Annotated in this window: 25 protein-coding genes and 2 pseudogenes; 14 read left to right on the forward strand and 13 right to left on the reverse strand. The window is 63.1% G+C overall.

Going from position 1 to position 26,938, the window contains the following annotated elements; translation table 11 throughout:
* The first annotated feature begins 15 nt into the window (after positions 1–15).
* The 5 genes from XI04_RS27695 to XI04_RS27715 all read left to right on the forward strand — a co-directional run bounded on the left by XI04_RS27695 (position 16) and on the right by XI04_RS27715 (position 4,896).
* Entirely contained in the window at positions 16–1,080 is a 1,065-nt protein-coding gene (locus XI04_RS27695) for an extracellular solute-binding protein (protein WP_245003409.1), read from the forward strand.
* A gap of 10 nt (positions 1,081–1,090) precedes the next feature.
* Entirely contained in the window at positions 1,091–2,185 is a 1,095-nt protein-coding gene (locus XI04_RS27700; protein WP_271595767.1) for an ABC transporter ATP-binding protein, read from the forward strand.
* Positions 2,186–2,423: 238 nt separating this feature from the next.
* Positions 2,424–3,119: a 5-oxoprolinase subunit PxpB gene (gene pxpB / locus XI04_RS27705; protein ID WP_271595766.1), complete on the forward strand. Its 696-nt coding sequence runs from the start codon at positions 2,424–2,426 to the stop codon at positions 3,117–3,119.
* On the forward strand, positions 3,116–4,093 hold the full coding sequence (locus tag XI04_RS27710; protein WP_271595765.1) for a biotin-dependent carboxyltransferase family protein: 978 nt from the start codon (positions 3,116–3,118) through the stop codon (positions 4,091–4,093). The genes pxpB (XI04_RS27705) and XI04_RS27710 overlap by 4 nt, the downstream gene beginning before the upstream one ends.
* 35 nt (positions 4,094–4,128) lie before the next feature.
* Positions 4,129–4,896 carry a LamB/YcsF family protein gene (locus tag XI04_RS27715; protein ID WP_271595764.1) on the forward strand — a complete coding sequence of 256 codons (768 nt, stop codon included), beginning with the start codon at positions 4,129–4,131 and terminating at the stop codon, positions 4,894–4,896.
* On the opposite strand, the gene XI04_RS27720 is transcribed toward XI04_RS27715, so the two are convergent.
* From XI04_RS27720 to XI04_RS27745, 6 genes are read right to left on the reverse strand one after another with little or no spacing between them, the layout of a single operon-like run.
* Positions 4,889–5,296 carry an acetyl-CoA carboxylase biotin carboxyl carrier protein gene (locus tag XI04_RS27720; RefSeq protein WP_271595763.1) on the reverse strand — a complete coding sequence of 136 codons (408 nt, stop codon included), beginning with the start codon at positions 5,294–5,296 and terminating at the stop codon, positions 4,889–4,891. The two genes, XI04_RS27715 and XI04_RS27720, sit on opposite strands and share 8 nt — an antisense overlap.
* The gene (locus XI04_RS27725) at positions 5,281–6,264 is read right to left on the reverse strand and encodes a biotin-dependent carboxyltransferase family protein (protein ID WP_271623842.1); all 984 of its coding nucleotides are present in this window, start codon (positions 6,262–6,264) and stop codon (positions 5,281–5,283) included. The genes XI04_RS27720 and XI04_RS27725 overlap by 16 nt, the downstream gene beginning before the upstream one ends.
* Positions 6,261–6,923: a 5-oxoprolinase subunit PxpB gene (gene pxpB / locus XI04_RS27730; protein ID WP_271623843.1), complete on the reverse strand. Its 663-nt coding sequence runs from the start codon at positions 6,921–6,923 to the stop codon at positions 6,261–6,263. The genes XI04_RS27725 and pxpB (XI04_RS27730) overlap by 4 nt, the downstream gene beginning before the upstream one ends.
* Complete coding sequence (accC, locus tag XI04_RS27735) at positions 6,920–8,275, reverse strand: acetyl-CoA carboxylase biotin carboxylase subunit (RefSeq protein ID WP_271623844.1); 1,356 nt, start codon at positions 8,273–8,275, stop codon at positions 6,920–6,922. Before accC ends, pxpB (XI04_RS27730) begins: the two co-directional genes overlap by 4 nt.
* Positions 8,275–8,784, reverse strand: a complete 510-nt coding sequence (locus tag XI04_RS27740) for an acetyl-CoA carboxylase biotin carboxyl carrier protein (RefSeq protein WP_271595759.1) — start codon at positions 8,782–8,784, stop codon at positions 8,275–8,277. Before XI04_RS27740 ends, accC begins: the two co-directional genes overlap by 1 nt.
* Positions 8,781–9,539, reverse strand: a complete 759-nt coding sequence (locus tag XI04_RS27745; protein ID WP_271623845.1) for an SDR family oxidoreductase — start codon at positions 9,537–9,539, stop codon at positions 8,781–8,783. The genes XI04_RS27740 and XI04_RS27745 overlap by 4 nt, the downstream gene beginning before the upstream one ends.
* Before the next feature lie 187 nt (positions 9,540–9,726).
* Here XI04_RS27745 and XI04_RS27750 point away from each other — a divergent pair, with 187 nt between their 5' ends.
* The 4 genes and pseudogenes from XI04_RS27750 to XI04_RS27765 form a co-directional block, all read left to right on the forward strand.
* Positions 9,727–10,713, forward strand: coding sequence for a LysR substrate-binding domain-containing protein (locus tag XI04_RS27750; RefSeq protein ID WP_271623846.1), 987 nt, complete (start codon positions 9,727–9,729; stop codon positions 10,711–10,713).
* A gap of 96 nt (positions 10,714–10,809) precedes the next feature.
* A complete protein-coding gene (locus tag XI04_RS27755; RefSeq protein WP_271595756.1) occupies positions 10,810–11,481 on the forward strand; it encodes a 4-carboxy-4-hydroxy-2-oxoadipate aldolase/oxaloacetate decarboxylase in 672 nt (223 codons plus the stop codon).
* A 38-nt stretch (positions 11,482–11,519) separates the two neighbouring features.
* Positions 11,520–12,506: a peptidyl-alpha-hydroxyglycine alpha-amidating lyase family protein gene (locus XI04_RS27760; protein WP_271595755.1), complete on the forward strand. Its 987-nt coding sequence runs from the start codon at positions 11,520–11,522 to the stop codon at positions 12,504–12,506.
* 129 nt (positions 12,507–12,635) lie between these two features.
* Positions 12,636–12,910: pseudogene (locus XI04_RS27765) on the forward strand (transporter substrate-binding domain-containing protein); the annotation flags it as partial.
* A 108-nt stretch (positions 12,911–13,018) separates the two neighbouring features.
* Here the strand turns inward: XI04_RS27765 and XI04_RS27770 are convergent.
* Positions 13,019–13,915 carry a LysR substrate-binding domain-containing protein gene (locus XI04_RS27770; RefSeq protein ID WP_271623847.1) on the reverse strand — a complete coding sequence of 299 codons (897 nt, stop codon included), beginning with the start codon at positions 13,913–13,915 and terminating at the stop codon, positions 13,019–13,021.
* Between the two features lie 110 nt (positions 13,916–14,025).
* Between XI04_RS27770 and XI04_RS27775 the strand changes: the two genes are divergently transcribed.
* The 5 genes from XI04_RS27775 to XI04_RS27795 all read left to right on the forward strand — a co-directional run bounded on the left by XI04_RS27775 (position 14,026) and on the right by XI04_RS27795 (position 19,724).
* Complete coding sequence (locus XI04_RS27775; RefSeq protein WP_271623848.1) at positions 14,026–14,775, forward strand: SDR family NAD(P)-dependent oxidoreductase; 750 nt, start codon at positions 14,026–14,028, stop codon at positions 14,773–14,775.
* Positions 14,776–14,797: 22 nt separating this feature from the next.
* Entirely contained in the window at positions 14,798–15,637 is an 840-nt protein-coding gene (locus XI04_RS27780) for a transketolase (protein WP_271595752.1), read from the forward strand.
* Positions 15,634–16,644, forward strand: coding sequence for a transketolase family protein (locus XI04_RS27785; protein WP_271623849.1), 1,011 nt, complete (start codon positions 15,634–15,636; stop codon positions 16,642–16,644). The genes XI04_RS27780 and XI04_RS27785 overlap by 4 nt, the downstream gene beginning before the upstream one ends.
* A gap of 162 nt (positions 16,645–16,806) precedes the next feature.
* Entirely contained in the window at positions 16,807–17,832 is a 1,026-nt protein-coding gene (locus XI04_RS27790; protein ID WP_271623850.1) for a TRAP transporter substrate-binding protein, read from the forward strand.
* Complete coding sequence (locus tag XI04_RS27795) at positions 17,829–19,724, forward strand: TRAP transporter large permease (RefSeq protein WP_271623851.1); 1,896 nt, start codon at positions 17,829–17,831, stop codon at positions 19,722–19,724. The genes XI04_RS27790 and XI04_RS27795 overlap by 4 nt, the downstream gene beginning before the upstream one ends.
* A gap of 43 nt (positions 19,725–19,767) precedes the next feature.
* Here the strand turns inward: XI04_RS27795 and XI04_RS27800 are convergent, their stop codons facing one another.
* From XI04_RS27800 to XI04_RS27825, 6 genes and pseudogenes are all read right to left on the reverse strand, one after another.
* Complete coding sequence (locus XI04_RS27800; RefSeq protein WP_271623852.1) at positions 19,768–20,658, reverse strand: SMP-30/gluconolactonase/LRE family protein; 891 nt, start codon at positions 20,656–20,658, stop codon at positions 19,768–19,770.
* A 32-nt stretch (positions 20,659–20,690) separates the two neighbouring features.
* A pseudogene (locus XI04_RS27805) lies at positions 20,691–21,786 on the reverse strand (ABC transporter ATP-binding protein).
* Between the two features lie 10 nt (positions 21,787–21,796).
* Positions 21,797–22,636: a carbohydrate ABC transporter permease gene (locus tag XI04_RS27810; RefSeq protein ID WP_271623853.1), complete on the reverse strand. Its 840-nt coding sequence runs from the start codon at positions 22,634–22,636 to the stop codon at positions 21,797–21,799.
* Positions 22,633–23,556, reverse strand: coding sequence for a carbohydrate ABC transporter permease (locus tag XI04_RS27815; protein WP_271623854.1), 924 nt, complete (start codon positions 23,554–23,556; stop codon positions 22,633–22,635). Before XI04_RS27815 ends, XI04_RS27810 begins: the two co-directional genes overlap by 4 nt.
* Before the next feature lie 61 nt (positions 23,557–23,617).
* Entirely contained in the window at positions 23,618–25,054 is a 1,437-nt protein-coding gene (locus XI04_RS27820; RefSeq protein WP_271623855.1) for an ABC transporter substrate-binding protein, read from the reverse strand.
* Positions 25,055–25,430: 376 nt separating this feature from the next.
* A complete protein-coding gene (locus XI04_RS27825) occupies positions 25,431–26,771 on the reverse strand; it encodes an LLM class flavin-dependent oxidoreductase (RefSeq protein ID WP_271623856.1) in 1,341 nt (446 codons plus the stop codon).
* Between the last annotated feature and the right edge of the window lie 167 nt (positions 26,772–26,938).

Consider the following 26,938-nt stretch of genomic DNA (forward strand, 5'->3'; position numbering starts at 1 on the left):
ATGGAGATTGGACCCATGAAGCTGACACGTAGGACTCTCATTAAGGCCGGTGCATCCGCGGTTGCTTTCCCGACGATCATCAGCCGGTCGTGGGCGCAGGACGCCAAGCAACTGCACGTCGGCGTCTACAACTCCGCGCTGGGCAAGCTTATCCAGAAGGAGGTCATTCCCAAGTTCGAGGCCGAGTTCAAGTGCCGCGTCTTCACGATCGAAGGCGCGACGCTCTCCAACATCGCCGCTCTGCGCGCGACCCGCGACACGCCGCGCTTCAGCATGATGATGATGGACGATGTCGGCATCCCCCAGGCCAAGCAGGAAGGGTTGATCGACAAGCTCGACGCCGGGAAAATTCCCAACCTCGAGAAGGTTTATAAGCGGTACCTGTTCGAGGATGGCTACGGCGTCGGATTCTCGATCTCGAGCGCGGCCATGTTCATCAATCCGCAGGTGACGAAGCCGCTCGAGAGCTATGAGCAGATCTTCGACGCGAAATACCGCAAGCAGATCCTCTTGAACACGCCCAAGAACACCCAGAGCGTCTTGATGCTCATCGTGGCCACGGCGCTCACGACCGGCAAGCCGCTGCAGGAGGCGCAATATCTGGTCGATAGCGGCTGGGACAAGCTCGCCGCTCTCAAGCCCAATGTCCTGACGATCTACGACAGCGAGGCACAGGTGCTCCAGGTGGCCCAGGGCCAGGCGACGATCGGCGGCATCGAATACTCGAAGGCGATCTATCCGCACACGGCGAAGGGCATGCCGATTGACATGACCTTCCCGAAGGAAGGCGCCTTCACCGGCATCAACAGCATGACTCTGGTCAAGAATGCGCCTGAGCCCGAGCTCGCCTGTGCCCTGATCAACCGCATTCTGGAGCCCTCGGTCGCCAAGATGCTGTCCGAGCAGACGCTCAGCGCGCCCTCGGTCGGCGGCATCGACTTCAAGCCGGAGACGGCCAAGTTCCTGGCCTATCCCGACACCAAGGCGACCGATCTCGGACTGTTCACGCCGGATTGGAAGTTCATCGTTCCCCGCCGCGGCCCGTGGCTGGAGCGCTATAATCAGGTGTTTACGAGCTAGGACAGGTGCCATGAGGTCTTCCGAAGTCAGGCTTGACCGCCTCAGCAAGGAATATAACCGCACCGTTGCGGTCGACGACGTCTCGCTCATGATCGAGCCCGGCCATATGGTCGCGCTGCTCGGTCCGAGCGGGTGCGGCAAGACGACCTGCCTCCGCATGATCGCGGGGCTGATCCGCCCGACATCCGGCGACGTCTTCGTGAATGACAAGAGGATGACGGATGTTCCCGTGCATCGACGCAACGTCGGGATGCTGTTCCAGAACTACGCGCTGTTTCCTCATCTGACCGTCGAGGAGAACATCGCCTTCGGCCTCGAGATGCGCGGCATATCCAAGGCCGATGCCGCAAGGAAGGTGGGCGAGGCGCTCAGCCTCGTGCAGCTCTCCAGCTTCGGCAAGCGCTATCCGGCGCAGCTCTCCGGCGGCCAGCAGCAGCGCGTCGCATTGGGGCGGGCCCTCGTGATCGAGCCGGCCATGCTGCTGCTCGACGAGCCGCTCGGGGCGCTCGACAAGGGGCTTCGCGAGAGCATGCAGGTCGAGCTGCGCGCGCTTCAGCGCAGGCTCGGCCTGACCACAATCATGGTGACCCACGACCAGGACGAGGCCCTGACGATGGCCGACAAGATCGTGGTCATGCGCGACGGCAAGCTCGAGCAGGTCGGTTCGGCGACGGAAATCTACCAGCGTCCGGCCTCGAAATTCGTCGCGCAGTTCATCGGCGCGTCAAATCTGTTTCAGGGGCCCGTCGAGCAGCGCAACGGAAGCGGAGCGGTCATTCGTGTCTCGCCCGAACTCAGCCTTCAGGTTGATCAGATCCCGTCGTCGGCCAGCGACGTGATGGTTTCGATCAGGCCCGAGGCGATCGTGGTCGAGCGTGTTGGCCAGAGCCCGGCAGCGCAGAGTGCCAACAGCGTGACGGCGCGCGTCGACCAGGCCATCTATCGGGGATTCGTCAGTCATTACTATCTCAAGACACCGAGTGGTGGCCAGATCATTGTGTTCGAGCAGAACCAGTCGCAGCAGGCCGGGCTCCGATACGCGGTGGGCGAGGAAGTCGTGGCGCGGTGGGAGTCGCCGAGCAATCACGTCATTGCGCGTCACTGAAACCGGAGGCGAGTGCAGCGTCTTGCGGGCAATCGACATCCCTTATACCCGCAGACGAACATCGTCTTGGATCGGCTTGCGCTGCTTGGCTAGATCTAAAGCATGATCCGGAAAAGTGCGAAGCGGTTTTCCGAAAAGATCATGCGTAACAACAACCTGGAGCGCGATGGCGATTCATCCAAATCTCATCGCGCTTTAGGGGTGGCAGCGCCACGGGCGTTCGACCAGCGAGGCCCTTTTGTCGATTAATCAGCCCAACGCTCCTTTTGTCGGCACGATCGAGAAAAGCCCGAAGATCAGCCTGATCGGCACGCTTGCGATGCTGGTCGAGGCACCGGGTGATTTCGACCTGGTGCAGCAGGGCCGCATCTGGGCCCTTGCGGATGCGGTTTCCACCTGGCCCAACGTCCAGGAGGCTGTCATTGGCGTCACCAATGTGATGCTCGTATTCGAGCAGCCGCCGGCGGATATCGGCATGCTCAGTGCTTCGATCGTCGAGCTGTGGCATCGTGTGCCCGGCCGCAAGGCCGACGGGAAGCTCATCGAGATTCCCGTGGTCTATGGCGGCGAGCTCGGCTTCGATTTGCCGGCAGTCGCAAGCCGCGCCGGACTGCCGGAGCGCGACGTCATCAGGATTCACAGCGAAGGCGAATACACCGTCTGTGCGGTCGCGAGCTCGCCGGGGTTCGGCTATCTTCACGGCCTCGATCCGCGCATCACCATGCCGCGCAAATCCGTGCCGTCGCTCAACATGCGCGCAGGCTCGGTGACCATCGGTGGGATGCAGACGGGCGTCGCGGTGCTGACAAGTCCGAATGGATGGAATGCCATCGGTTGGGCCTCGATCGTGATGTTCGATCCGAATTCCGAGCAGCCCTCGCTCATGCTTCCGGGCGACCGTGTCAAATTCAGGATCGATCGGATCGAGCTGTGATCGAGATCCTGGCCAGCCCCGCCTTCAACACGATCCAGGACCTGGGCCGTCACGGCGCGCGCCGTTTCGGCGTGAGCACCTCGGGCGCCATGGATCCCGTCGCGCTCGCCGCCGGCAATGCGCTGCTCGGCAACGACGACAATGCGGCCGGCATCGAGATCCAGACCTTTCCGTTCCGCCTGCGCTTTTCGGCCGAGACGGCATTTGCGCTCACCGGCGCGGATCACGACGCGACACTGGCGGGATTGCCCGTTCGGCCGTGGTGGTGCACGCGCGCGAAGGCGGGCGACGTTCTCGCGATCACCGCGCCGCGGCGTGGTGCGCGGGTCTACACGACGTTCGGCGGCGGTGTCGATGTTCCGCGCGTGCTGGGTTCGCGCAGTACGCATGTACGCGGCGGCTTCGGCGGGCTCGAGGGCCGTACCTTGCAGGCGGGCGACGTCGTGCCGATCGGGAGTTCGTCGCACAGCGGCGAGGGCCGCTTCGACTTCGGCGTCGCGCCGCCGGATGTCGCGATCGAAGGCGCCGCTCCAGCGGATGATCGCGTGCTGCGGATACGCGTGATGCGGGCAGGCGAGTACGACCTGTTTTCCGAGGCGATGCAGGCGACGTTCTGGTCGACGCGATGGAAGATCAGCGCTCAGAGCGATCGAGGCGGCTACCGCCTCGCCGGCGGCAAGCTGACATTGGACGCGCCGGTCGAGATGCGCTCACACGGTGTGGTGGCCGGCGTCGTGCAGGTGCCGCCGGCCGGCGAGCCGATCATCCAGATGAGCGATGCCAATACGGCCGGTGGCTATCCTAAGATGGCGGCCGTGATCCAGGCCGACCTCTGGCGCCTCGGCCAGGCGGCACCGGGATCGGTCATCGCCTTCAGTGAGGTGAGCTATCAGGACGCGGTCGCGGCCATGGCTCCCGTCAACGACTATCTCGCGAAGCTACGCGCGACCGCGGATCTCTATCGAGCGCTTTGAGTGGACGTCAACAATAACAAGAGCAGGGTACGAACATGAAAATCGGCATCAATTCGGACATGGGCGAAGGTTTTGGCAACTATCGCATCTGCGACGACGAGGCGCTGATGGGTATAATCTCGTCGGCCAACGTCGCGTGCGGTTTCCACGCCGGCGATCCCATCATCATGGATCGCATGGTTCGCCTGGCAAAGCAGAAGGGGGTCGAGGTCGGCGCCCATCCCGGCCTGCCTGACTTGCTCGGATTTGGCCGCCGCGTGATCCAGATGGATGCCGCCGAGCTCGAGAAGCACATGGTCTATCAGATCGGCGCCTTGCAGGCGATCGCGGCCAATGCGGGCCATCGCGTGACCCATGTCAGCTTCCACGCCGCGATGGGCAACATGGTCAATGCCGACCCTGACATGGCCGATGTCGTTGCCCGTGCGATTGCGACCATCAATCGCGATTTCATCGTGTTCTCGCAGCCTGACGCCGAGATCGTGCGCGCCGCGCGCAAGGTGGGCCTGCGCATCCTCACTCTGTTCCTGGCTGATCGCGCCTATGACGAGCACGGCCACCTGGTGTCCCGCAAGCTTCCGAACTCGGTCATCACCTCGACCGAGGCGGTGGCCGAGCGGGTCAAGCGCTTCCTCGACAGCGGCACCGTGGGGACCATAGAGGGCAAGTCGATCAAGGTCGAGGCGCGCTCGATCCTGATCCACAGCGACACGCCCGGATCGGTCAACCTTGCCGGCACGGTGCGCCGCGTGATCGAGCAGGGCGGCGGCGAAGTCACGCCGGCAACCGTGCTGCTCAACTGAGCGGGCGGATGCGCACAATCGGTGTGCCGTAGCCGACCGTTGCACCGGTCTGCGCGATCACGGCATCGACGGTGCCGGCGGCCGGCGCCACGATAGGCGCATACAAGAGCCCGATCTTGACGAGGCCGACGATCGCGCCGGCCTCGATGCGCTGGCCCTGTGCGACGAACGGCTTGTCCCGCCAGGGATGAGCCGCAAGGAAATGCCCTGCGACGTCGGCTTTGGCGATGACGGAATGGTCGGCGGCGGAGGCGGCAAGCGTCGGCGATACGGCCATTCGCGGTCCCGTGTCGACGACGAGCTTCAGGGACTGGCCGGGCTCCTCGATCTCGATCGTGTCGACCCCGGACCTTTCGAGGATCTGCGCCAGACGCGCGATGTCGGTCAGCTCGATCCGCATGTTCGGGTCTCCTCGACAAGGCGCACATTGGTCCTGAGCCGATCGAGATAGGTCGACATCTCGGCTTCGGCTGCCAGCGCATCGGCGTAAGCAGCTTGCTCGAACCGCATACTGCTGCCGAGCCGGGCCTGCCCGACGCGCCACAGATCGGCGCCGATCACGGTTGCGATCTTCGGGTAGCCGCCGGACGTCTGCGCGTCGCGCATCTGGATGATCGGCTGTCCGTTCGGCGGAATCTGGATGACGCCGGGGACGATTCCGTGCGAGCGCTTCTCGATCGGTGCCTTCGGCTTCACGGCGGGGCCTTGCAGGCGGTAGCCGTAACGGTTGCTCTGCGGCGTGATCTTCCAGCTGCTGGACCAGAACAGCGCCTGCGTGGCGGCGTCGAACCCGTGATACTCGCCGGCAATCACGACCCTGACGATGGTCTCGTCCGCGGCGGTGTTCGGCCGCGCCAGCGTGATCTCGGCCGGCTCGACCCCGAGCTCGTCGATGGTAGCGGTGGATGCCGCAGAGGGCAGGATGTCGCCCACCTGGAGCGGCCGTCCGTGCCAACCGCCGAACTCGCCGCGAAACTGGGTGCTGCGCGAGCCCAGCACCATGGGCACGTCGATGCCGCCGCCGATGGTCAGATAGAGCCGTGCGCCGCGGGGCATCGCCTTGATTGTCAGAATATCTCCGGCACGGGCGTGCGACCGCCACCATGGCGGGATCACGCGTCCTGCGATCTCGGCCTCGACACCGGCGCCCGTGAGAGCAAAGGCCATGTCCCGGCCGAAACGAAGCTTGAACGGCAGCATCGGAATTTCGATGCCGGCGGCGTTCTCGTCGTTGTCGAGAAGGATGTTGCCGGCACGCAGGGCGACATCGTCCATCGCACCCGACGTGCCGACCCCGAAGCGATACTGGTCGAAGCGGCCAAGATCCTGGACGCTGGCTGGCCCTGTGACTGACAGGATCTCGATCACCGGATCACCCGTTCGATCTCGAACCGGATCGTATCACCCGGCGCGAGCGCAGCCGGCGTCGGCCAGGACGGATCGAAGAAGGTCCAGCTCGTATGCCCGATGGCGTGCCAGCCGCTGGGGCCGGGCGATGCGGAGACACCGGTCTGCGATCCGCCGATCGACACCGAGCCGCCCGCGGAGCGTTGCAGCGGCGTCTGCCGCCGCGGCATGGTGATGCGCGGGTCCATGCCGCCGAGATAGCAATAGCCGGGATGGCTGCCGAGCGCGAACACCGTGTAGAGCGGGGCGGCATGGATCGAGACCACGTCGTCGACAGACAGGCCGCAATTATCGGCGACGGACTGAAGCTGCGATCCGATCTCGCCGCCATAGGTGACAGGCAGCCTGATCTCGCGGCCGCCGATCGCGAGGCCTTCCGCCGCGTCCCAGCCGTGGTTGAGCGCGGCGACCAGGGTGTCGAGCTCGCGCGGAGGCGTCTCGAAAGTCAGCATAATGTTGGTGATGCCAGGAATGGCCTCGCGGATTCCGGGCCAGTTCGATGCAGTGGCCGCCAGCGCCCAGATGCGCCGCTGGTGCGGCAGGTCGAACGCGCCGGGTGCCTCGAATAGGAGCGCCGATGTCCCGAGCAGGCTGATCCGCGGCCGGTCGGACGCCGTCATTGCGCGGCCACCTTCGCATTCATCCAGTGCTCGAGATGGTGGATGTCGTAGCCGCCCCGGCAGAAGGTCGGATCGGTGAGGATCGCCTGGTGGAGCGGCACATTGGTTCGGATGCCTTCGGCGCGCAGCTCGGACAAGGCGACGCGCGCACGCGCCATAGCTTCGTCGCGGGTGCCGCCGTGGGCAATCAGCTTGCCGATCAGTGAGTCGTAGTGCCGTGGAACGGTGGCGCCGGCGGTGATATGCGAATCGACGCGGATGCCGATGCCGCCGGGAACATCCCAGCGCGTTATCGTGCCCGGCGAGGGCGCGAAGGTCATGGGGTCTTCGGCATTGATGCGGAATTCAATGGCATGGCCGATACGTGCGATGTCGCCTTGCACGATGCCCAACGGCTCGCCTTGCGCGATCTGGATCTGCGCCTTGACGATGTCGATGCCCGTCGTCATCTCGGTGACGGGATGCTCCACCTGGACGCGCGTGTTCATCTCGATGAAGAAGAACTGTCCGTCCTCGTAAAGGAATTCGAAGGTGCCGGCACCGCGATAGCCGATCCCCCGGCAGGCCTCGACGCAGCTCGCGCCTACCTGCTCGATCAGCGCGCGGTCGATACCTGTCGCGGGAGCTTCCTCGACTACTTTTTGGTTCCTCCGCTGGAGCGAGCAGTCGCGGTCGCCGAGCCAGAGATGGTTGTCGTGTTGATCGCACAGCACCTGGATCTCGATATGGCGCGGCTTTTCAAGGAATTTCTCGATATAGACCGCAGCGTTTTTGAAGGCCTTGCTGGCTTCCGCGCGGGTCAGCGCCAACGCCTCGTCCAGCGCGGCCTCGCTGCGCACGATCCGCATGCCGCGTCCGCCGCCGCCGCCGGCGGCCTTGATGATGACGGGGTATCCGATGTCGCGCGCGATCGCGCGCACCTCGGCCGGATCATCCGGTAGGGCGCTGTCCGGCCCGGGCACGCAAGGCACGCCCGCCAGCCGCATCGCGCGCTTGGCCGCGACCTTGTCGCCCATGATCCGGATACAATCGGCCGGCGGACCGATGAAGGTGAGGCCGGCGCGCGCGACCCGATCGGCGAACTCTGCACTCTCCGAGAGGAATCCGTAGCCGGGGTGAATCGCCTCGGCGCCGCTGGCCTCGGCTGCGAGCAGGATCGCCGCAACGTTGAGATAGGTGTTGCTCGCCGGTGCGGGCCCGATGCAAAGTGCCTCATCGGCGAGCGCGACATAGCGCGCGTCGCGGTCACCTTCGGAGTGAATGACGACCGTCTTGAGACCCATCGCCCGACAGGCGCGTTGGATGCGAAACGCGATCTCGCCGCGATTGGCGATCAGGACCTTGTCGAACATCAGGATGAACCCGCAGGACCGATCCGGAACAGGGCTTGCCCCGCTGCGATCTCCTCACCGTTCTCCGCGAGGACCGCAAGCACGACGCCGGGCGCCTCGGCGGCGATATCGATGAAGGTCTTCATCGCTTCGATGATGCAGATCTTCTGCCCAGCCTCGATCCGCGCGCCGACCTCGACCAGCGGCGGCTCGTCCGGCGCCGCAGCCCGGAAGAAGATGCCATGCATCGGTGCTGGCACGACGATGTCGGCGTTGGCCTCGGGAGCTGGGCTTTCCCTGTGATGGAGAGCAGGGGCCTCAACCTCGACCCCGTTTGCAGGCTGCGCCGGGGCCGCAGGAGCTCCTGCAGACGCTCGCTTGAGGATGCGGATGCGGGTGCCGTCCTCAGTAAGGTCCAGCTCCGCGATGGAGGAGCGCGTAACGAGATCGACGAGTTGTTCGATTTTGGCGAGGTCCACAGTCACATTCCGCGTTGAGGGCCTGTCGAGTTCGGGGCGTTCATGCGTCACTCCGCAGGGGGGCGGCTCTTCTGTGCAAAATTGAGGCCGCCGACGACCTGCTGGGTCGGCAGGACTTCCATGAAGGCGACATTCATGCGGGCCGGCGATCCAACCGCGAATGCGATCGAATTGGCGATGTCCTCGGGCTGAAGTGAATCATAGTCGTCGAAGAAGCGACGCTTGGCTTCGGCGAGGTCACCCAGCAGCCGGCCGAAAACCTCGGTTTCGACCCGCGCGGGCGATATCTCGGTGACGCGAACCCGGGTTCCATAAAGATCGACACGCAGTTGCTGCGACAGCGAGTGAATGCCGGCCTTCGTGGCGTGATACACGGTGTTGCCGCCGCCGAATGCGTAGTGGCCGGCGATCGAGGAGATGTTGACGACGTGGCCGCGGTCGCGGCGCACCATGCCGGGCACGATCAGCCGCGTCAGATGCAGGACCGCACGCAGATTGACGTCGATCAGGGCGTCGACATCCTCTGGTGTTGTGTCCAGGATATTTCCGCGCCGGGATTGGCCGGCATTGTTGACCAGGACGTCGAACTCGGCCGACTTCGCCAAGGCCGCAAGTGCATCGAGGTCGCTGATATCGACGGCGCAGGGGCGGCATCCGGTCTCTGCCGACAGGGCGCTCAGGCGCGTGGCGTCTCGGGCCACGGCGTAGACTTGGAGCCCTTCCGCACTCAGGCGGCGAACCGTCGCAGCCCCTATTCCGGAGGATGCGCCCGTCACCAGGGCCGTCCGATCGTCCGAAAATCCCATCCGCGAGGGCTCCTCTGCTACCGTCCCGACCCGCTGGTGGTGTCGGCTGCAACGCGAGCGGCGGACGAGTTCAGCACTAGCTATAGGCCCGTCAGGTTCCCAGTGGTAAGAACAATTCCTTCTGATCCCATAGCTTCAGCCTATTGCTGCTGCATTGCTCCCTGAGTGGATATCCGGAGACGCCGTATTGGATACGAAACGTTTGGAGGCCTTCATCAAGGTTGTGGATCTCGGCAGCATGACGAGCGCGGCGAAGGTGCTGAATGTCGCACAGCCGGCCCTGAGTCAGCACATTGCGAGCCTGGAGGCGGATTTCAAGTGCAAGCTGCTCGACCGCAGCGCCCGCGGGGTCAAGCCCACCGAGGCCGGACGAATCCTCTACCGCTACGCCAAATCGATCCAGCGGCAAATCGAAGAAGCCAGGCGCACCATTCTGGACAACAAGCCGGAGCTGACCGGCAACGTCACGATCGGTCTGGCCCCGCTCAGCTCAGCGGCATTGCTGGCGACCCCGCTGCTCACGCAGATACGGGAACGCTACCCCGGCATCGTGCCGCACATCTACGACAGCTCCGGGGTCATGCTCAGCGAGATGATGCTAAAGGGGAGCATGGATATGGCCGTCCTCTACGGTGAACGCCCGGTGACCGGTCTCGATTACAAGCCGCTGATGCGCGAGTACTTCTATTTCGTCGCGCCCCGCAGCATGTATCCGGAGAAGATGCCTTCGGAGGACGTTTCGGCGGCGGAGGTCGCGCAATTCGACCTGCTTCTGCCATATCGGGAATCCTTCCTGCGGCAGACGGTGGAACGGGTCTGTGCCGAGGTCGGGCTCCGCCCGCGCATCGTCGCCGAGATCCATTCCCAATCGACCCTTTCTTCCGCGATTGCCGCTGGAGTGGGGGCGGCTGTGCTGCCCATGTCGATCGCACAGGAGTTGCCGAACCTCGACGAACTCTGCATCCGGCGGATCAACACGCCGTCGGCTTCGCAGCAGATGTCGCTCTGCATCTCCGACAGCGCCCCGCTCTCCGACGCCGCATTCGCCGTCTACAAGATCCTGCTCGAGATCATCGTCAAGACCTGGGGGCCGTTCGATGCCCAGCCCGGCTCGGCTGCGATTGCCACGGGTGGCCCGACGTCGCCTCTGGACGGGCCGAAGCACGAGCCATAACGAAACACGATGCGGCAATCCCAAATTCTGAATTTGCCGCCTCAAGGCCGTTGGTTATGGAGGTGTAACGGAGATCGCGCTCGTAAGGAGGTTTTCATGGTGCATGTGATCAGGACATTCAATCGGCCCGCCGCCGAGCTTGTCGAGCGCATTAAGAAGTTTCCTCCGTCGACCCTGCACGAGGCTCAGGGGCGATCGGGCGCGCTGACCTCCCGCATCAAGCCGATCTATTCCGGCATGCGCGCCTGCGGACCGGCGCTGACCGTGAGCTGCCACCCCGGCGACAACATGATGCTGATCACAGCGATCTCGCTGGCCAAGCCAGGCGACGTGCTCGTGGTCAGCGCGGGCGATCATCCCGAGCAGGGTGGCTTCGGCGAGGTGCTGGCGACGGCCTGCGTCGCCAAGGGCATCGTCGGCCTGGTCACGGATGCCGGCGTTCGCGACGGCCTTGCGGTACGTGACACCGGCTTCAACGTCTTCTCCTACGGCCTCTGCATGAAGGGCACCGTCAAGGAGACCCTCGGCACCATCAATCAGCCGATCGTCATCGGCGGCATCGCCGTCCGTCCCGGCGACATCGTCAACGCCGATGACGATGGCGTCGTGATCGTGCCGAAGGAGAACATCGCCGATGTCTGCGTCAAGTCGGCGGCGCGCGAGGACAAGGAAGCCGGCGTGATGAAGGCCCTCAAGGCCGGTGGCGATATCCTCGAGCTCTCTGGCATCGGAAAGGTGCTCGAATCCAAGGGCTGCACCTTCGCCTGAGCGCGCAAGCGCCGCAGCACGCAGTTATGGGAAATCAGGTGTCAGCCATTCTCGGCTCGGGCGAGCATCGCTATCGCGTCATCGACAATTGGGCGAAGCTGCCAGACGGCTGGCAGCTCACCGATGTCGCCTCTGTCGCGGTTGACAGCAAGGATCGCATCTACGTCTTCAACCGTGGTGCCCATCCGATGGTGGTGTTCGACCGCGACGGCAATTTCCTGCGCGGCTGGGGCGAGGGGCTTTTCTCCCGCGCCCACGGCCTGCATATCGATGCCGACGACAACCTCTATTGCACCGACGACGGCGACCACACCGTGCGCAAATGCACCACCGATGGCAAGGTGTTGCTGACGATCGGCATCCCAGCAAAGCCGGCGCCGTTCATGAGTGGCGAGCCCTTCCATCGCTGCACCCACACCGCGCTGTCGCCGAAGGGCGAGATCTACGTCTCCGACGGCTACGGCAACGCCCGCATCCACAAATTCACGCCTGACGGCAAGCTGATCAAGAGCTGGGGCGCGCCCGGCACCGATCCCGGCCAGTTCAACATCGTGCACAATATCGTCGCTGATACCGATGGCTGGGTCTATGTCGCCGACCGCGAGAACCATCGCGTGCAGGTGTTCGACGGCAACGGCAAATACGAGGCGCAGTGGAATAACCTCCACCGGCCGTGCGCGCTGTGCCGCTGCGGCGGGGCTAAGAACCCGACCTTCGTCATCGGCGAACTCGGTCCCGCCATGCCGGTCAACCGCAAAGTGCCCAATCTCGGCCCGCGGCTGTCGATCGTGGACGCCAAGGGCAAGCGCATCGCGCGGCTCGGCGGCGAGGATGGCCCCGGTCTTGCGAGCGGCAAGTTCCTCGCGCCGCATGGGATCGCGCTAGACTCCAGAGGCGACATGTACGTTGGCGAGGTCGGCGTCACCGACTGGAAGACGAACTTCCCTGACGAGAAGATGCCGGCCGTGGTCCGCACTTCGCGTTGCCTGCAGAAGCTGGAGAAGGTGGCCGACGTTCCGCGCTAGACCGTTTCACAATCCCTTATAGCGCGCGAATTTCAACGAGCCTCAGACTCGTTGCTCCACTTGGGTAACGGTTCGGACCATATCCTGCCTCCTGCCGGAAATCGTGCCACGACTCGCGCGAGCCGTCGGAATAGCATGACCATTACCAAGCTCGTGAACCAGTCCAAGGAGGCCGGGCAGAAAGATGATCGAGGAGCCCATGGTGCTGCAGCCGATCGGCGTTGGCATGAAGAAGGACGAGCCGGCGCTGCTCGCGAAGATCAACGAGACCCTGCTCGCGATGGACCAGGCCGGCGAGATCAACCAACTCTGGGACAAGTGGCTCGGTTCGAGCACCGAGTTTAAGAACACGCACCGATAAGGTCGCGCCGCTCAGCCAGTTGAAGTTCACGCCGCTCCCATGACCTAAGTTGGCGCCATTCACATCCATTGGAGCAAGCTTTATGCTTAGCCGCCCGCTGGCTGCTCTTTCGCCGCGCGTGTGTGTACTATCGAACGTGGTGCGAAGAACTTCAGCGGGGGGAAATGGCATTTTCGCCATCGAGTTGCGCCATGAGCCAATCTGCAAAGGCTCGTACCGCCGATCTCTGTCGGCTGGCCCGCGGGTAGATCAGGCGATGGCCGACGTAGCGGATATCGTTGGCGTGTCCTGCCAGTGGCGCAACCAATCGCCCGCTCGCCAGTTCGCGTTCGGCCAGAAGCGTTGATTCTAGCGCTACTCCCAGACCCTCCGCGGCTGTCGCGATCGCGAGAAAGCTGCGATCGAATCTCATGCCGTGGAGCGCAGGGGCCTCTAATCCGTTGGCGGTGAACCATTGGTGCCACTGAATCTGCTTCACGTCAGAGCGGATCAGCGTCTGATCGAGGAGATCGGCAGGCTTCCTGATCGATTTTGCGAGGGCAGGCGAGCAGAGCGGGGTGACCGTCTCCTCCGGGAGAGGAAGAACCTCTACCCCCTCCGCGCGCGGCGGACCGTAAACAATGTCGATATCAAAATCATCATTGCTGAAGCGCGCGTACTCCGTGTTTGCAGCCAGTCGAACCTCGAGCTTCGGATAAGCGGCGAGAAACTGTGCAAGCCGTGGCGCAAGCCACTGCGCGGCAAAACTGGGTGCCGAATGGACGCGCACCAATTGTGGTCCGCGCGCCGCGACTTCCTCCAGACCACGGCGGAGCTGGTCGAAGGCCGCTCCCGTGTGGCGCATCAGGTTTTCGCCGGCCGGCGTGAGCCGCACCGATCGCGCACTGCGCTCGAAGAGAACGGTCCGAAGCGTGTCCTCCAGCTTGCGGATGGCATGACTGACGGCACTCGGCGTCAGGTGAAGCTCATTCGCCGCATCGCGGAATGATCCCGTGCGAGCGGCGGCTTCAAAGGCGCGAATTGCCGATATCGGGACATTCGACAGCATTCCATAAGTGAACCAGATTCATCGATCCGTGACAACTGTGCGTTTGTCTATTGCGCGTCCGCGGGCCATTCCTAGCCTTGCCAAGGAAAAACAATTTGCGGGAGGAACTGATGCTGCTCAGCGCTAAGACGGCCATCATTTCGGGCGCGGCCTCGCCGCGCGGCATCGGGCTGGCCACCGCACGGCGGTTCGCCGCCGAGGGCGCTCGGGTCGCCATTCTCGACATTGACGCGAGCGCGGCGGCGGATGCCGCGGCATCGCTTGGCAAGTCCCACATTGGCCTGCAATGCGACGTCGCCAACAAATCATCCTGCGAGCAGGCCGTCGCTCGCGTGATCGAATCCTTCGCAAGCATCGACATTCTCATCAACAACGCCGGCATCACCCAACCGGTCAGGTTCCTCGATATCTCGCCGGCTGATTGGGATCGCATTCAGGACGTCAATCTGAAGGGCATTCTGTTCCTCTCCCAGGCCGTGATCCCGCACATGCGCGCGCGCAAGTCCGGATCGATCGCCTGCATGTCCTCGGTTTCGGCCCAGCGCGGCGGCGGAATTTTTGGCGGTCCGCACTATTCGGCCGCGAAGGCTGGCGTGCTCGGTCTCGCCAAGGCGATGGCCCGTGAGTTCGGCCCGGACGGCATCCGCGTCAATTGCGTCACGCCCGGTCTGATCGGCACCGATATCACGGCCGGCAAGCCGACCGACGAGATGACGACGAAGATCCTGGAAGGCATTCCGCTCAATCGCCTCGGCACGGCAGATGACGTCGCCGGCATTTACACTTTCCTGGCCTCGGATCTCTCCGCCTACGTGACCGGTGCCGTGATCGACGTCAACGGCGGCATGCTCATCCACTGAGCGCAAGACAAGGTCAAGATCGATGGAAACGCTGACCAACACGCCCAAGCTGGCGGACCGCGCCTACAATATTCGCCGCAATGCGCTGCGCATGGGCGAGGTCCAGGGCCAAGGCTATATCGCCCAGGCGCTTGATATCTCCGACGTTCTCGCCGTGGCTTACTTTCACGCGATGCGCTACCGGCCGGACGATCCGTCCTGGGAGGAGCGCGATCGCTTCCTTCTCTCGAACGGGCACTACGCCATCGCGCTCTATGCGGCTTTGATCGAGGCCGGGATCGTCCCCGAGGAAGAACTCGAAACCTATGGCAGCGACGAGAGCCGCTTACCGATGTCGGGGATGGCCTCCTATACGCCGGGAATGGAAATGTCGGGCGGCTCGCTCGGGCTTGGGCTCAGCATCGCCGTCGGCATGGGCCTCGGGCTCAAGCGCAAGAAATCCGACGCGCGGGTGTACACGTTGTTCTCGGATGGCGAGCTCGACGAGGGCTCGGTCTGGGAGGCCATCCAGTCGGCGGGCCATTACAAGCTCGACAATCTGATCGGCATCGTCGACGTTAACAATCAGCAGGCGGACGGTCCTTCGACGCAGGTCATGGCGTTCGAACCGCTGGTCGAGAAGCTTCAGGCCTTTGGCTGGTTTGTGCAGCGCATCGACGGCAACGATCTCGACGTCGTGGTTGCCGCGTTCGATGTCGCCAAGTCTCATCCCGAGCCAAAACCCCGGATGATCGTCGCCGATACGCTGATGGGCAAGGGCGTTCCCTTCCTGGAGCAGCGCGAGAAGAACCATTTCATCCGCGTCGAGCAGCACGAATGGCAGCTTGCGCTGGCAGCGCTGGAAGCCGGGAGGCAGGCATGAAGACCGTCAGATCAGCACCCCCGCCGGGCAAACCGCGCCTGACCACCTCGGCCATGATCGCCTCGATCGCGGCTGAAGGGCAAAAGACGAAACCGGCGCCGTTTGGACACGCGCTCGTCGATCTCGCGCGCAGCCGTCCCGATGTGGTCGGCATGACGGCCGATCTCGGCAAATACACCGACCTGCACATCTTTGCGAAGGAATTCCCGGACCGCTACTATCAGATGGGCATGGCCGAGCAGCTTTTGTTCGGCGCAGCTTCAGGTCTTGCCGCCGAAGGCTTCATGCCGTTCGCAACCACCTACGCGGTGTTTGCTTCGCGGCGCGCTTACGACTTCATCCACCAGACGATCGCGGAGGAAGACCGCAACGTGAAGATCGTCTGCGCATTGCCTGGTTTGACCTCGGGGTATGGTCCGAGCCATCAAGCCGCGGAGGATCTCGCGCTGTTTCGCGCCATGCCGAACATGACGGTCATCGACCCCTGCGATGCCCATGAAATCGAGCAACTGGTGCCTGCGATCGCGGCGCATCAGGGGCCGGTCTATATGCGCCTGCTGCGAGGCCAAGTGCCGCTCGTGCTGGACGAATACGACTACAAGTTCGAGCTCGGCAAAGCCAAGCTGATCCGTGACGGGAAGGACGTTCTGATCATCTCGTCCGGCATCATGACCATGCGTGCGCTCGAAGCCTTGCAAACTCTGACGAACGACCGCGTCGATGCTGCGGTGCTGCATGTTCCGACCATCAAGCCGCTCGACGCCGAGACGATCCTGCGTGAAGCCGGTAAATCAGGCCGCCTGGTCGTCGTTGCCGAAAACCACACGACGATTGGCGGTCTCGGCGAGGCGGTCGCCGCACTCCTGATGCGTTCCGGCGTCCATCCGCCGTTCCGCCAGATCGCATTGCCGGACGAATTTCTTGACGCCGGCGCGCTACCGACACTGCACGACCGCTACGGCATTTCCACCGCCGAGGTCGCAAGGCAGATCAAGCAGTGGCTTTAGCGCCCCGGCACTAAGCGCCAGCCAGACCAAATACGAGTGAAGAGTTCCGCCCGCTGCATGTTGCGGCGGGCGAGCAATGGCTGTTGCCCGAATTGCGGCCGGCGAAGAGCAGCGCAGGCTCATGCAGCCGGCACAACGTCAATACAGGACCAGGAGGAAAACATGACTGTCTCGAAGCCCGGACGCATCAGCCGCCGTTCACTATTAATCGCGGCGAGCGCGGTACCTCTTTGCGGGATTCTGACCCGTCCGGCGTCTGCCGCCGAGTTCGTCTACAAATTCGCAACCGGACAGGACCCGACCCATCCGGTGAACATCCGCGCGCAGGAGGCGATCGACCGCATCCGCGAAGCGACCAGCGGACGGCTGGAGATCAGGCTGTTCCCAGCCAATCAGCTCGGCTCCGACACCGAGCTCCTGACCCAGGTCCGCAGCGGCGGCGTCGAGTTCTTCAATCAATCGTCCTCGATCCTTGCCACCCTGGTGCCGAGCGCCGGCATCGTGAACACAGGTTTTGCATTCGCCGATTACGAGAGCGTATGGAAGGCGATGGACGGCGACCTCGGCACCTACATCCGGGCGCAGATCGCCAAGACGCCGATCACGGCGGTGTCGAAGGCCTGGGACAACGGCTTCCGCCAGGTGACCTCGTCTGGCCGCGAGATCCGCACCCCGGATGATCTGAAGAATTTCCAGATCCGCGTTCCGCCCGCGCCGCTGCTCACCTCGCTCTTCAAGGCGCTAGGCGCCGGGCCGACGCCGATCAACTTCAACGAGGTCTATTCCGCGTTGCAGACCAAGGTCGTCGACGGCCAGGAGAATCCGTTGCCCATCATCGCGACCGCGCGCCTTTACGAAGTGCAGAGCACGTGTAGCCTGACGGGGCACGTCTGGGACGGCTACTGGATCCTCGGCAACAAGCGCGCCTTCGAGCGCCTGCCCAAGGACGTGCAGGAGATCGTGACGCGCGAGCTCGATCGCTCCGCGGTCGATCAGCGTGCCGACATCGCAAAGCTCAGCCAGTCGCTGCGCAACGATCTCTCGGCCAAGGGTCTCAAATTCATCAACGTCGATCGCACCGCTTTCCGCCAGGCCTTGTCCAAAACCAGCTTCTACGCCGACTGGAAAGCCAAGTTTGGCGAGGAGGCATGGTCGCAGCTAGAAAAAGCCGCGGGCCAGCTATCATGACGAGCGTGAGCCATCCGCCCCACGCCGATGCCGGTGTGGCGGCCAGCGCCCCGCAGGCAGGCCGGCGCAGTTGGGTGATAACGACGAACACGGTGCTTGGTCACGTTGTGGCGGTCCCGGCAGCACTGCTCGTGCTGGCGGAGATCGCTGTGCTGTCTGCCGGCATCGTGGGGCGATACGTGTTCCGCTCGCCGATCATCTGGTCCGACGAGCTTGCCGGCATTCTCTTCCTCTGGCTCGCCATGTTCGGTTCCGTGATCGCATTCCAGCGCGGCGAACACATGCGGATGACGGCTATGGTTGGCGTTCTCAGTGCGGAGCATCGCGCGTTCCTGGATGTAGTCGGGGCCGCAGCATCGCTGGCATTTCTTGCGCTCGTTGTCTGGCCGGCCTATGAATTTGCGGCCGACGAGGCCTTTGTCACGACGCCGGCGCTCGAGATCGTCAACAGCTGGCGCGCGGCGGCGCTACCGATCGGCATGAGCTTGATGCTGATCGCAGCGGTGCTCCGCCTCATGCGCATCGCGAGCCCGCGTAGCTTGCTGGCTTCCTTAGCGCTCGTCGCAGGCATCATTGCGACCTTCGTTCTGCTCGCTCCCGTCTTGAAGCCGCTCGGCAATTTGAACCTCCTGATCTTCTTCGTGTTCGTTGTGGGGGCGATGGTCTTTGCGGCTGTGCCGATCGCGTTCGCATTTGGTTTAGCGACGGTCGGCTATCTCGCCTTGACGACCAGCACGCCCGACGTGGTGATGATCGGACGGATGGACGAGGGCATGAGCCACCTGATCCTGCTCGCCGTGCCGCTCTTCGTGTTCCTCGGCCTCCTGATCGAGATGACGGGCATGGCACGCGCCATGGTCAGCTTCCTGGCGACCCTGCTGGGCCACGTGCGCGGCGGTCTGCACTACGTGCTGGTCGGAGCGATGTATCTGGTCTCGGGCATTTCCGGCTCCAAGGCAGCGGACATGGCTGCGGTGGCTCCTGTCCTGTTTCCCGAGATGCGGCAGCGTGGGGCCAAACCGGGCGACCTCGTTGCGCTCCTAGCAGCAACCGGAGCGCAGACCGAAACGATCCCGCCCTCGCTGGTCCTGATCACGATCGGCTCGGTGACCGGCGTGTCGATCTCGGCGCTCTTCACTGGCGGGTTGCTCCCGGGCGTGGTCCTCGCGGTCATGCTCGCGGTCGTGGTCTGGTGGCGGTACCGCCGCGAAGACCTGTCTCACGTCAAACGGGCTACCGGCCGGCAAATCGGGTGGGCCTTTGTGATCGCGATACCTGCTATCGCACTGCCGTTCGTGATCCGCACGGCGGTCGTTGAGGGCGTTGCGACGGCAACGGAAGTCTCGACGATCGGCATCCTGTACTCAGTCTGCGCGGGTCTGTTCATCTACCGCCAGTTCGACTGGCGTCGCATCTATCCGATGCTGGTCGAGACAGCCTCGCTGTCAGGGGCGATTCTGCTTATCATCGGCGCGGCGACAGGCATGGCCTGGGCGCTGACCCAATCGGGATTTTCAGCCTCTCTCGCCAAGTTCATGACCAGCCTGCCGGGCGGGGTACCCGTCTTCCTAGCGGTGACGATCGTGACTTTCGTGATCCTCGGCAGCGTCCTGGAAGGGATTCCCGCGATCGTCCTGTTCGGTCCGCTGCTGTTCCCGATCGCCCGGCAGGTCGGGGTCAACGATGTCCACTATGCGATGGTGGTCGTCCTCGCCATGGGCATCGGCTTGTTCGCGCCGCCGTTCGGCGTCGGCTACTACGCGGCCTGCGCCATCAGCCGCATCAATCCGGACGAAGGCATGAAGCCGATCGTGGGCTATATGATCGCGCTCCTGATCGGCACGCTGATCGTTGCCGCCGTGCCCTGGCTATCGATCGGTTTCCTTTCATAACTGGCGAAGGCGCCCTCGCGCGAAACATCGCAAGGGCATCTCGTCAGCCGAATTTCGGCAGATGCAGCGGGAGGCCTTCGCAAGGCATGTCGATCTCCTCGACCTGGCCCTTGCCGACCTCGGTCACCCGTAGCTTCCTGCCTTCGAGCGCAAAGGCACAGTTCGTCGGCTGGGGTCCGTCCAGGACCAGACGATCGGCGACCTCACCCCGCCGGTCTAGCACCGTAACGTTCTTCTGGTTGTAGACCGTGCAATAGAGCCGGCCGTCTGTTCCGAAGGCCATCCCGTCCGATCCTTTGAAGTCCGGATTGGCATCCGGCTGCAGCACGTTGCCAAAGACGACGCGTTTCGGCGCTGCTTCGCCGAGCACGTCATACCGATAGATATCGCCGGTGAAGGATGCGTTGGCGTAGAGGTGATTGTCAGGGCCGAAGGCAATGCCGTTGGTGAAGCGGATCTTGCGATCGAGCACGCGGAGCACCTTCATGGCTGCCGGATGGATCTCGTATACACGGCCGTCCCAATCGAGATCCATGTAACCGTCGACGAAGGCCTGACCGTTGATGAAATCCTCGGCGGCCATTCCGGAGTCGGTCATGTACAGCAATCCGTTCGGACCAAAGCAGAGATCGTTCGGAAACAGAAAGCGATCCGCACCTTCGCCCTGCATGCGTCGGATCTCGTTTCCGCTTTCGTCGATGCAGATCAGCGCCCGGAGGCCCGCTTCCGCAATCCAGGTCCGGCCGTGGCCATCGGTCGTCAGTCCATTCGGACGGCCACCCGTCGTTCGGATCACGCGGCGATTGCCGCGAGGATCGAGCCGCGTGACGCAAAGGGTCGACGCGGACATCTCCGTGACATACATCGAGCCGTCGGGCAGGCACACCGGACCCTCCGGCGCGCCAATTCCGGTTGCAAACAGTCTCGACGCCATTCATCCCTCCCGTTTTCGAATGTTGCTCTCGCTTATGCGATGACCAGGCCGCCGGCCGGATCAATCAGCACCACGCGATTGAGGTCGATGGCGAGATCGATTCGCTCGCCATGGCTGCTGACGTCATGGGCCTGCAGTTCGGCAACGGCATCGACGCCACCGATCTTGATGGTGGTGAAGGTGCGTGTCCCCGTCGGCTGAATGAGATCGGCGGTGGCCGAATAGGAGACCACGCCGTCGCGCAACGGCCCGCCGGCTCGACTGAAGTGCTGGGGCCGAATGCCGACGAGAATTTCTCGCCCATCCATACTGGCTAGCGGCCTCGCCTTCGCACTCGGAAGCGCCAGTTCACCGCCGGACTGAAACACCACCGCTGCCCCGAGGCCGTTTGTCCTGAGGGTCGCGGGGATGAGGTTGATCGACGGAGAGCCGAGAAAGCCTGCCACGAACCCCGTACGCGGCTGCTCGAACAGTTCCAGCGGAGCGCCCTGCTGCTCGATTTTTCCGTCACGCAGCAACACGATGCGGTCGGCCAGCGTCATCGCCTCGACCACGGGTAACGTAGATCATGGTCGTCGTGATCTCGTGATGCAGGCGCTTGATCTCGGTGCGCATTTCGTCACGCAACTGAGCGTCGAGATTCGAGAGCGGCTCGTCGAACAGGAACAGGTCGGCCTTGCGAACGATGGCGCGGCCGATGGCGACGCGCTGACGCTGTCCTCCGGAGAGCTGCCGCGGATAGCGCTGGAGGAGATTGCCGATGCCGAGCATCTCGGCGGCTTCACTGACTCGCTTCCTGATCTCGATCTCGGGAGTCTTGCGCGCGCGCAGACCGAAGGCGATGTTCTCGCTGACGGTCAGATAAGGGTAGAGCGCATAGTTCTGAAACACCATCGCGATATTGCGTTCGCGCGGGCGCAGATCGTTGACCACCGCGCCCCCGATGGTGATCGTTCCACCGTTCGGATCCTCGAGACCGGCAATCGTTCGCAAGAGCGTGCTCTTGCCGCAGCCGGACGGCCCCACCAGCACAGCGAATTCGCTATCGGCGATGGTGAGATCCACTCCCCGGACCGCATGCACGTTGCCGTAATATTTGTGTATTCCGGACAGCTTGACGTCAGCCACTCCGCTCTCCCTAACCCTTGACTGCGCCCAGCGAGATGCCGCGCACGAGATAGCGCTGCATCACCGAGACCGCGACGAAGATCGGCAACGTCCCCAGGACTGACATCGCCGCGATCTTTGCCCAGAAATTCGATTGGCCGCCGAAATAGTGGGTCAGCATGACCGGAAACGTGATGACCTCGGTGCGTGTGAGCACGAGTGCGAACAGAAAGTCGTTCCAGGCGAACACGAAGGTGAAGACCGACGTCGCCATGAGGCCGGGGCGAACCATCGGGAAAACGACCTTCCAGATCACCTCCCATCGATTGAGGCCATCGACCAGCGCGCTTTCCTCGAGCTCCAGGGGAACGTCGACAATGTAGCCGCGCATCATCCAGATTACGTAGGGAAGATTGAATGCGGTGTAGAGGAGGATCAGCCCGAAATAGCCGTCGACAAGACCGAAATACACGTAGATGAGGAAGATCGGGAAGACGACAGCGATCGGCGGGATCATGCGCTGGGAGATGATCCACATCGCGAGGTTCTCGCCGCCGGTGCCGAACCTCGCTAGGCTGTAGGCGCAGAGCGTCCCGAGAACGATTGCGATTACAGAACTGACGCCGGCGACGATGAGACTGTTCAGGATTGCAAAGACATCGCCGTCCTTGAACAAAACGTAATAGTTCGAAAACTGGATCTGCCCGGGGATCCACAGAGGCGGCACGTGGTAGATCTCGTCCGGCGTCTTGAACGAAATCATGAACAGCCAATAGACCGGGAACAGGAACAGCAGCGTTACGACGCCCGCGCCGAGATAGCGGGCCGCGAGGATGCGGGCCTTTCTCGCCGGAAGCCTGCCGATCCTCATCGCACAAGCTCCATGCGCTTGAGGACCAGGATCGTGATCAGCGCCAGCAGCGCAATCACTAGGAAGGAGATCGCGGCCGTGTAGCTGGTCTCGAATTGCGAGAAGCCCTGCACATACGTGTAGAGGGAGATTGTCTCTGTCATCGAGCCCGGTCCGCCTTCGGTAAGGGCCCAGATGATGTCGAAGATGCGGACGAGATCGAGGCCGCGGATCAGGCAGGCGACGGCAATCACGGGCGCGATCGCCGGCAGAACGATCGCGCGAAGCACCCGCAGGTACGACGCCCCATCGATTTCCGCGGCCTCGAGCTGCGACTGGTCAACATTCGACAGCGCAGCAAGCAGCAGCAGGAACATGAATGGCGACCACTGCCAGACCTCGCAGATGATGATCGCCGGATAGACGAAGGCGGGATTGACGGTCCAAAGGATCCGCACCGGCTCGCCGGCGAAGAAACTCAGAATCTGGCCGATCGGGCCAAAGCGGACGTCGAACATCAGACGCCAGGTCGCACCCGCGACGATTGGAGAGATCACCGTCGGAAGCACCAGCAGCGCGACGAAGATCTGTCGACCCGGCATCCGATCGATGAAGAGCTGCGCCATCAGGAAGCCGATCAGCAGCTCCAGGGGGAGGGCGATCGCGGTGATGATGGCGGTGTGGCCGAGCGAAGCCCAGAGGCGAGCATCCCTGAACAGCTCCTCATAGTTCAAGAATCCGACAAAGGAGGTGTCGTTCTCGGTCATCGTGATGCGCTGGATGCTCACGATCAGCGAGTAGATCAGAGGGAACAGACCGACCAGGAGGAGAATCAGAATGGCCGGCGCGACGATGAGATAGGGCAGGCGGTCCTCGAGCATGCGCCCGAAGCGGCTGGGGCGGCGCTGCTCGGCGCCATTGAGGCTCACAGAAACTGTCATCATCAGTCCGGAAAACGGCACCGCACGGGGGGGCGATGCCTCCCGTGCGGTATCCAGTCAGTTATTGCGGGTAGGCGCCGGGCTTTGCGGCCCAGACCTTGTAGACGGCTTTCTGGTTCTCGATGCCGACCTTCTCGGTAATGGCGTCGAATTGTTGCGCCATACGGTCGAGAATGGCCTTGGGGTCTTCGCCGGCCCACAAGCTCGAGATCGCCTTGGTCATCGCCTCGTCGTATTTGTCCTGTTGCAGCAGCGAGAGATCGAGCAGGCCCTTCTCGCCCGACGTCTTGATGGTGTCGAGATAGGCTGGGGCATCGGGCCAGAGCGAGCGGTATTTCTCGCTCGCGTAGTGCGAGAGGCGGAACGGATCGCGCAGCGTATAGGGAAGTTGGACGCGCTCGAGGCTGGTCTTCTTGCTGTTCAGCCACTGGATAAAGAGATACGCGGCCTCCTTGTTCTTGCTGGTGGCCGACACCGATAAGTCAAAGCCGACGCCGAGCTCGGGACGGCCGAGAGGCGTGAGGGCGTAGCCCACCTTGCCGGCGACCTGCGATTTCGGCACCCACTTCAGCGCTTCCTCGCCCGAGCCATAGCCCGCGGCCCAGCGGCCGTAGGGCGGCCAGGAGATCGTCATCGCGGTCGTGCCCTGAAGGAACGCGGCGAGATTGTCCACGAAATTCCACTGCTCCACGCCCGGCGGCATAAACTTGTTCTCCGCCAGCATTTGCTTGAACACCTTGAGACCGACCTCGCCATTCACCGTCGCCTTCATGGTGTCGGCATTGAAGAACTTGCCGCCCTCCATGCGGAAGCGTTCCTGGAACATGTATTGCGGATAGGGCGCGGTGCGGAAGAATCCGGCGCCGTAGACCTTCGGCGCCATCTTGTCGGTGATGAACTGGCCGATCTCGTCGAACTGTTTCCAGTCCTTTGGCGGGGCCAGCTCGTAGCCGAACTTGGCCTTGAACGCGTCCTTCATCTTCGGATCGTCGAAGATGTCCTTCCGGTAGTAGAGCAGCATCACGTCGCCATCGTCCGGGAAGCCGTAGATCTTCCCGTCATACTGCATCTGGTTGTCGCGATAGGCGGCCGCGATGTCCTGCAACTCGTCGCGGTAGCCAAACTTGTCGACATACTTGTCGAGAGGCTCGAGCGCGCCTGCACGCGCAAGGTCGGGCATCCAGGACGGAATGACGTTCAGCGCGTCATATGCTCCGGCGCCTGATTTGAAATCCTGCATGATCTTGGTGAACATCTGATCGGTCGGCACTTCGACCACCTTCACCTTGATGCCGGTGAGCTTCTCCCATTGCGGGCCCGAATAGTTCAGCGGGTCGAGCGACTGCAGGCCGGCCTCCCAGACGATACTGATGGTCGTGCCAGCATACTTCTTCGCTGCTTCCACCGCTGTGTCGGCGGCATCCTTGTCGGCAGCCGGCGCTGGACCTGCAGCCAGCGCTAGCACTGCGGCCGCGGCGAAAAACGTCCTGAACTTCATCCCTTCCTCCTCCTCCTCCTGGGCGTCCGGAGTCCGGGAGAGCCGGCTTCGGAGCGCTTCTCACGTGATCCCCGCCTGGTTAGCCAGCCGCAGGCGTGAACGGACCCTGTCGGAGGCGACCTGGCCGAAAGAAACAAATTCATCTATGTCGAGGATTTGCAGCGCAGGCGCATCGCAGGTCCGGGCTTGTCGCCCGCAACCTGAATGGACGCCAGTTGGCGTTGTAGAAGCACGCATCCTCCCCAAAACGCTCGAGAGCGTTGACTTTGGGGCTAGTCTGCGTCGAGGCGGAACTTTCCGACAAATGAGAACTTTGCAAGCATCGGTGAACCGCAGTCACCTATCTGCTGGCGGCTCCAAGAAGTACAACGGTCGATTATGCAGTTGCCCGGATCGGGCTGGAGAACAAGCTTGCTGGACGATCCAAACCGTAATGTTCGCGCAGGGTGGTGCCGGCGTAATCGTGGCGGAACAGGCCGCGCTTGCGCAGGACCGGCACGACCTGCTCGGCGAACAGGTCGAAGCCACCTGGCAGCCATGGCGGCATGACGTTGAAGCCGTCGGCAGCACCATTCTCAAACCAGGTCTGGATGTGATCGGCGATCTTTTCCGGTGGGCCGGCGATCACGCAATGGCCGCGCGCGCCGGCGAGCCGCTGTACGAGTTGACGGATCGTCGGTTTCTCGCGATCGACAATGTCGACCACGAGCTTGAACCGGCTGGCAACGCCATGCGCGCCGTCGGTGTCGATTAGATGGCGCGGGAAGGGACCGTCAAGATCGAAGCCGGTGAGGTCGAGCCCGGTCATCTGGCGGAGCTGGGTCAGTGAGAACTCCGGCTGGATCAGGGTGTTGAACTCCTCCTGGAGCCGGTCCGCTTCAACTTGCGTGCTCGCGATGAACGGGGAAATGCCGGGCAAAATCTTGATTTGGTCGGAGCTACGGTCGAAAGCAAGCGCCTGGCGCTTGATGTCGGCATAGAACTCCTGCGCGCTTGCCAAGGTCTGATGCGCGGTGAAGATGGCTTCGGCAAAGCGGGCGGCAAAGGCACGCCCATCCTCGGACGAGCCGGCCTGGACATAGACCGGGCGGCCCTGCGGTGTCCGCGACACGTTGAGCGGACCGCGCACACGAAAGTGCTTTCCAATGTGGTCGATGGTGTGGATCTTGTTCGTGTCGGCGAAGATGCCCGACACGGGATCGTTGACCAGCGCGTCGTCTTCCCAACTGTCCCATAGCCTCGTGATGACATCGAGATATTCCCGCGCCCGCTCGTAGCGCTCGTGATGCGGAGGATGCTCGGGCAGCCCGAAATTCTGCGCCGCCTGGGGCGAGCTCGTCGTCACGATGTTCCAGCCTGCGCGGCCGCTGCTAATATGATCGAGAGAGGCGAACAGCCGAGCGAGATTGTATGGTTCCGTGTAGGTCGTCGACGCGGTCGCGATCAGGCCGATGCGCTTTGTCGCGGACGCGATTGCGGTGAGCAGCGTGATCGGCTCAAGGCGGAAGCGCTGTGCGTAGCGCACATTGTCAGCTAGCACGGGACCATCGGCGAAGAACACGGCGTCGAATTTGTGTGCTTCGGCGCGTTGCGCCAGCTCCTGATAGTAGGTGACGTCGAGGATGCGGTCCGTTGTCGAGAGCTTGTGGCGCCAGGCCGCCTCGTGATGGCCGTCCGGGTAGATGAAGAAGTTCAGGGAAAGTTGCCGCTGGCGCATCGCGTGACTCGCAAATGTTTGGTCATTGTGGGGGGTGTCGGTTGGCGATCGAGACGTGGCTCGACTGTATGTCGGGCATCGCGAAGCTGTCGATGAAATGAATTTGCGTTGTTGCAGGGGATGCGAGCATGAAACTCGTGAGCGCATCATCTAACAGAGACGAGTGC

The organism is Bradyrhizobium sp. CCBAU 11430, from assembly GCF_028128855.1.
Lineage (GTDB): Bacteria > Pseudomonadota > Alphaproteobacteria > Rhizobiales > Xanthobacteraceae > Bradyrhizobium > Bradyrhizobium ottawaense.

Coding starts and splice junctions, on each gene's coding strand:
- XI04_RS27755 (WP_271595756.1), top strand. CDS start 10,810: ATGGTGCATGTGATCAGGACATTCAATCGGCCCGCCGCCGAGCTTGTC.
- XI04_RS27770 (WP_271623847.1), bottom strand. CDS start 13,915: ATGCTGTCGAATGTCCCGATATCGGCAATTCGCGCCTTTGAAGCCGCC.
- XI04_RS27800 (WP_271623852.1), bottom strand. CDS start 20,658: ATGGCGTCGAGACTGTTTGCAACCGGAATTGGCGCGCCGGAGGGTCCG.
- accC (WP_271623844.1), bottom strand. CDS start 8,275: ATGTTCGACAAGGTCCTGATCGCCAATCGCGGCGAGATCGCGTTTCGC.
- XI04_RS27825 (WP_271623856.1), bottom strand. CDS start 26,771: ATGCGCCAGCGGCAACTTTCCCTGAACTTCTTCATCTACCCGGACGGC.
- XI04_RS27715 (WP_271595764.1), top strand. CDS start 4,129: ATGAAAATCGGCATCAATTCGGACATGGGCGAAGGTTTTGGCAACTAT.
- XI04_RS27795 (WP_271623851.1), top strand. CDS start 17,829: ATGACGAGCGTGAGCCATCCGCCCCACGCCGATGCCGGTGTGGCGGCC.
- XI04_RS27720 (WP_271595763.1), bottom strand. CDS start 5,296: ATGCGGATCGAGCTGACCGACATCGCGCGTCTGGCGCAGATCCTCGAA.
- XI04_RS27775 (WP_271623848.1), top strand. CDS start 14,026: ATGCTGCTCAGCGCTAAGACGGCCATCATTTCGGGCGCGGCCTCGCCG.
- XI04_RS27820 (WP_271623855.1), bottom strand. CDS start 25,054: ATGAAGTTCAGGACGTTTTTCGCCGCGGCCGCAGTGCTAGCGCTGGCT.
- XI04_RS27815 (WP_271623854.1), bottom strand. CDS start 23,556: ATGACAGTTTCTGTGAGCCTCAATGGCGCCGAGCAGCGCCGCCCCAGC.
- XI04_RS27745 (WP_271623845.1), bottom strand. CDS start 9,539: ATGGGATTTTCGGACGATCGGACGGCCCTGGTGACGGGCGCATCCTCC.
- XI04_RS27700 (WP_271595767.1), top strand. CDS start 1,091: ATGAGGTCTTCCGAAGTCAGGCTTGACCGCCTCAGCAAGGAATATAAC.
- XI04_RS27810 (WP_271623853.1), bottom strand. CDS start 22,636: ATGAGGATCGGCAGGCTTCCGGCGAGAAAGGCCCGCATCCTCGCGGCC.
- XI04_RS27695 (WP_245003409.1), top strand. CDS start 16: ATGAAGCTGACACGTAGGACTCTCATTAAGGCCGGTGCATCCGCGGTT.
- XI04_RS27780 (WP_271595752.1), top strand. CDS start 14,798: ATGGAAACGCTGACCAACACGCCCAAGCTGGCGGACCGCGCCTACAAT.
- XI04_RS27790 (WP_271623850.1), top strand. CDS start 16,807: ATGACTGTCTCGAAGCCCGGACGCATCAGCCGCCGTTCACTATTAATC.
- XI04_RS27785 (WP_271623849.1), top strand. CDS start 15,634: ATGAAGACCGTCAGATCAGCACCCCCGCCGGGCAAACCGCGCCTGACC.
- pxpB (WP_271623843.1), bottom strand. CDS start 6,923: ATGACGGCGTCCGACCGGCCGCGGATCAGCCTGCTCGGGACATCGGCG.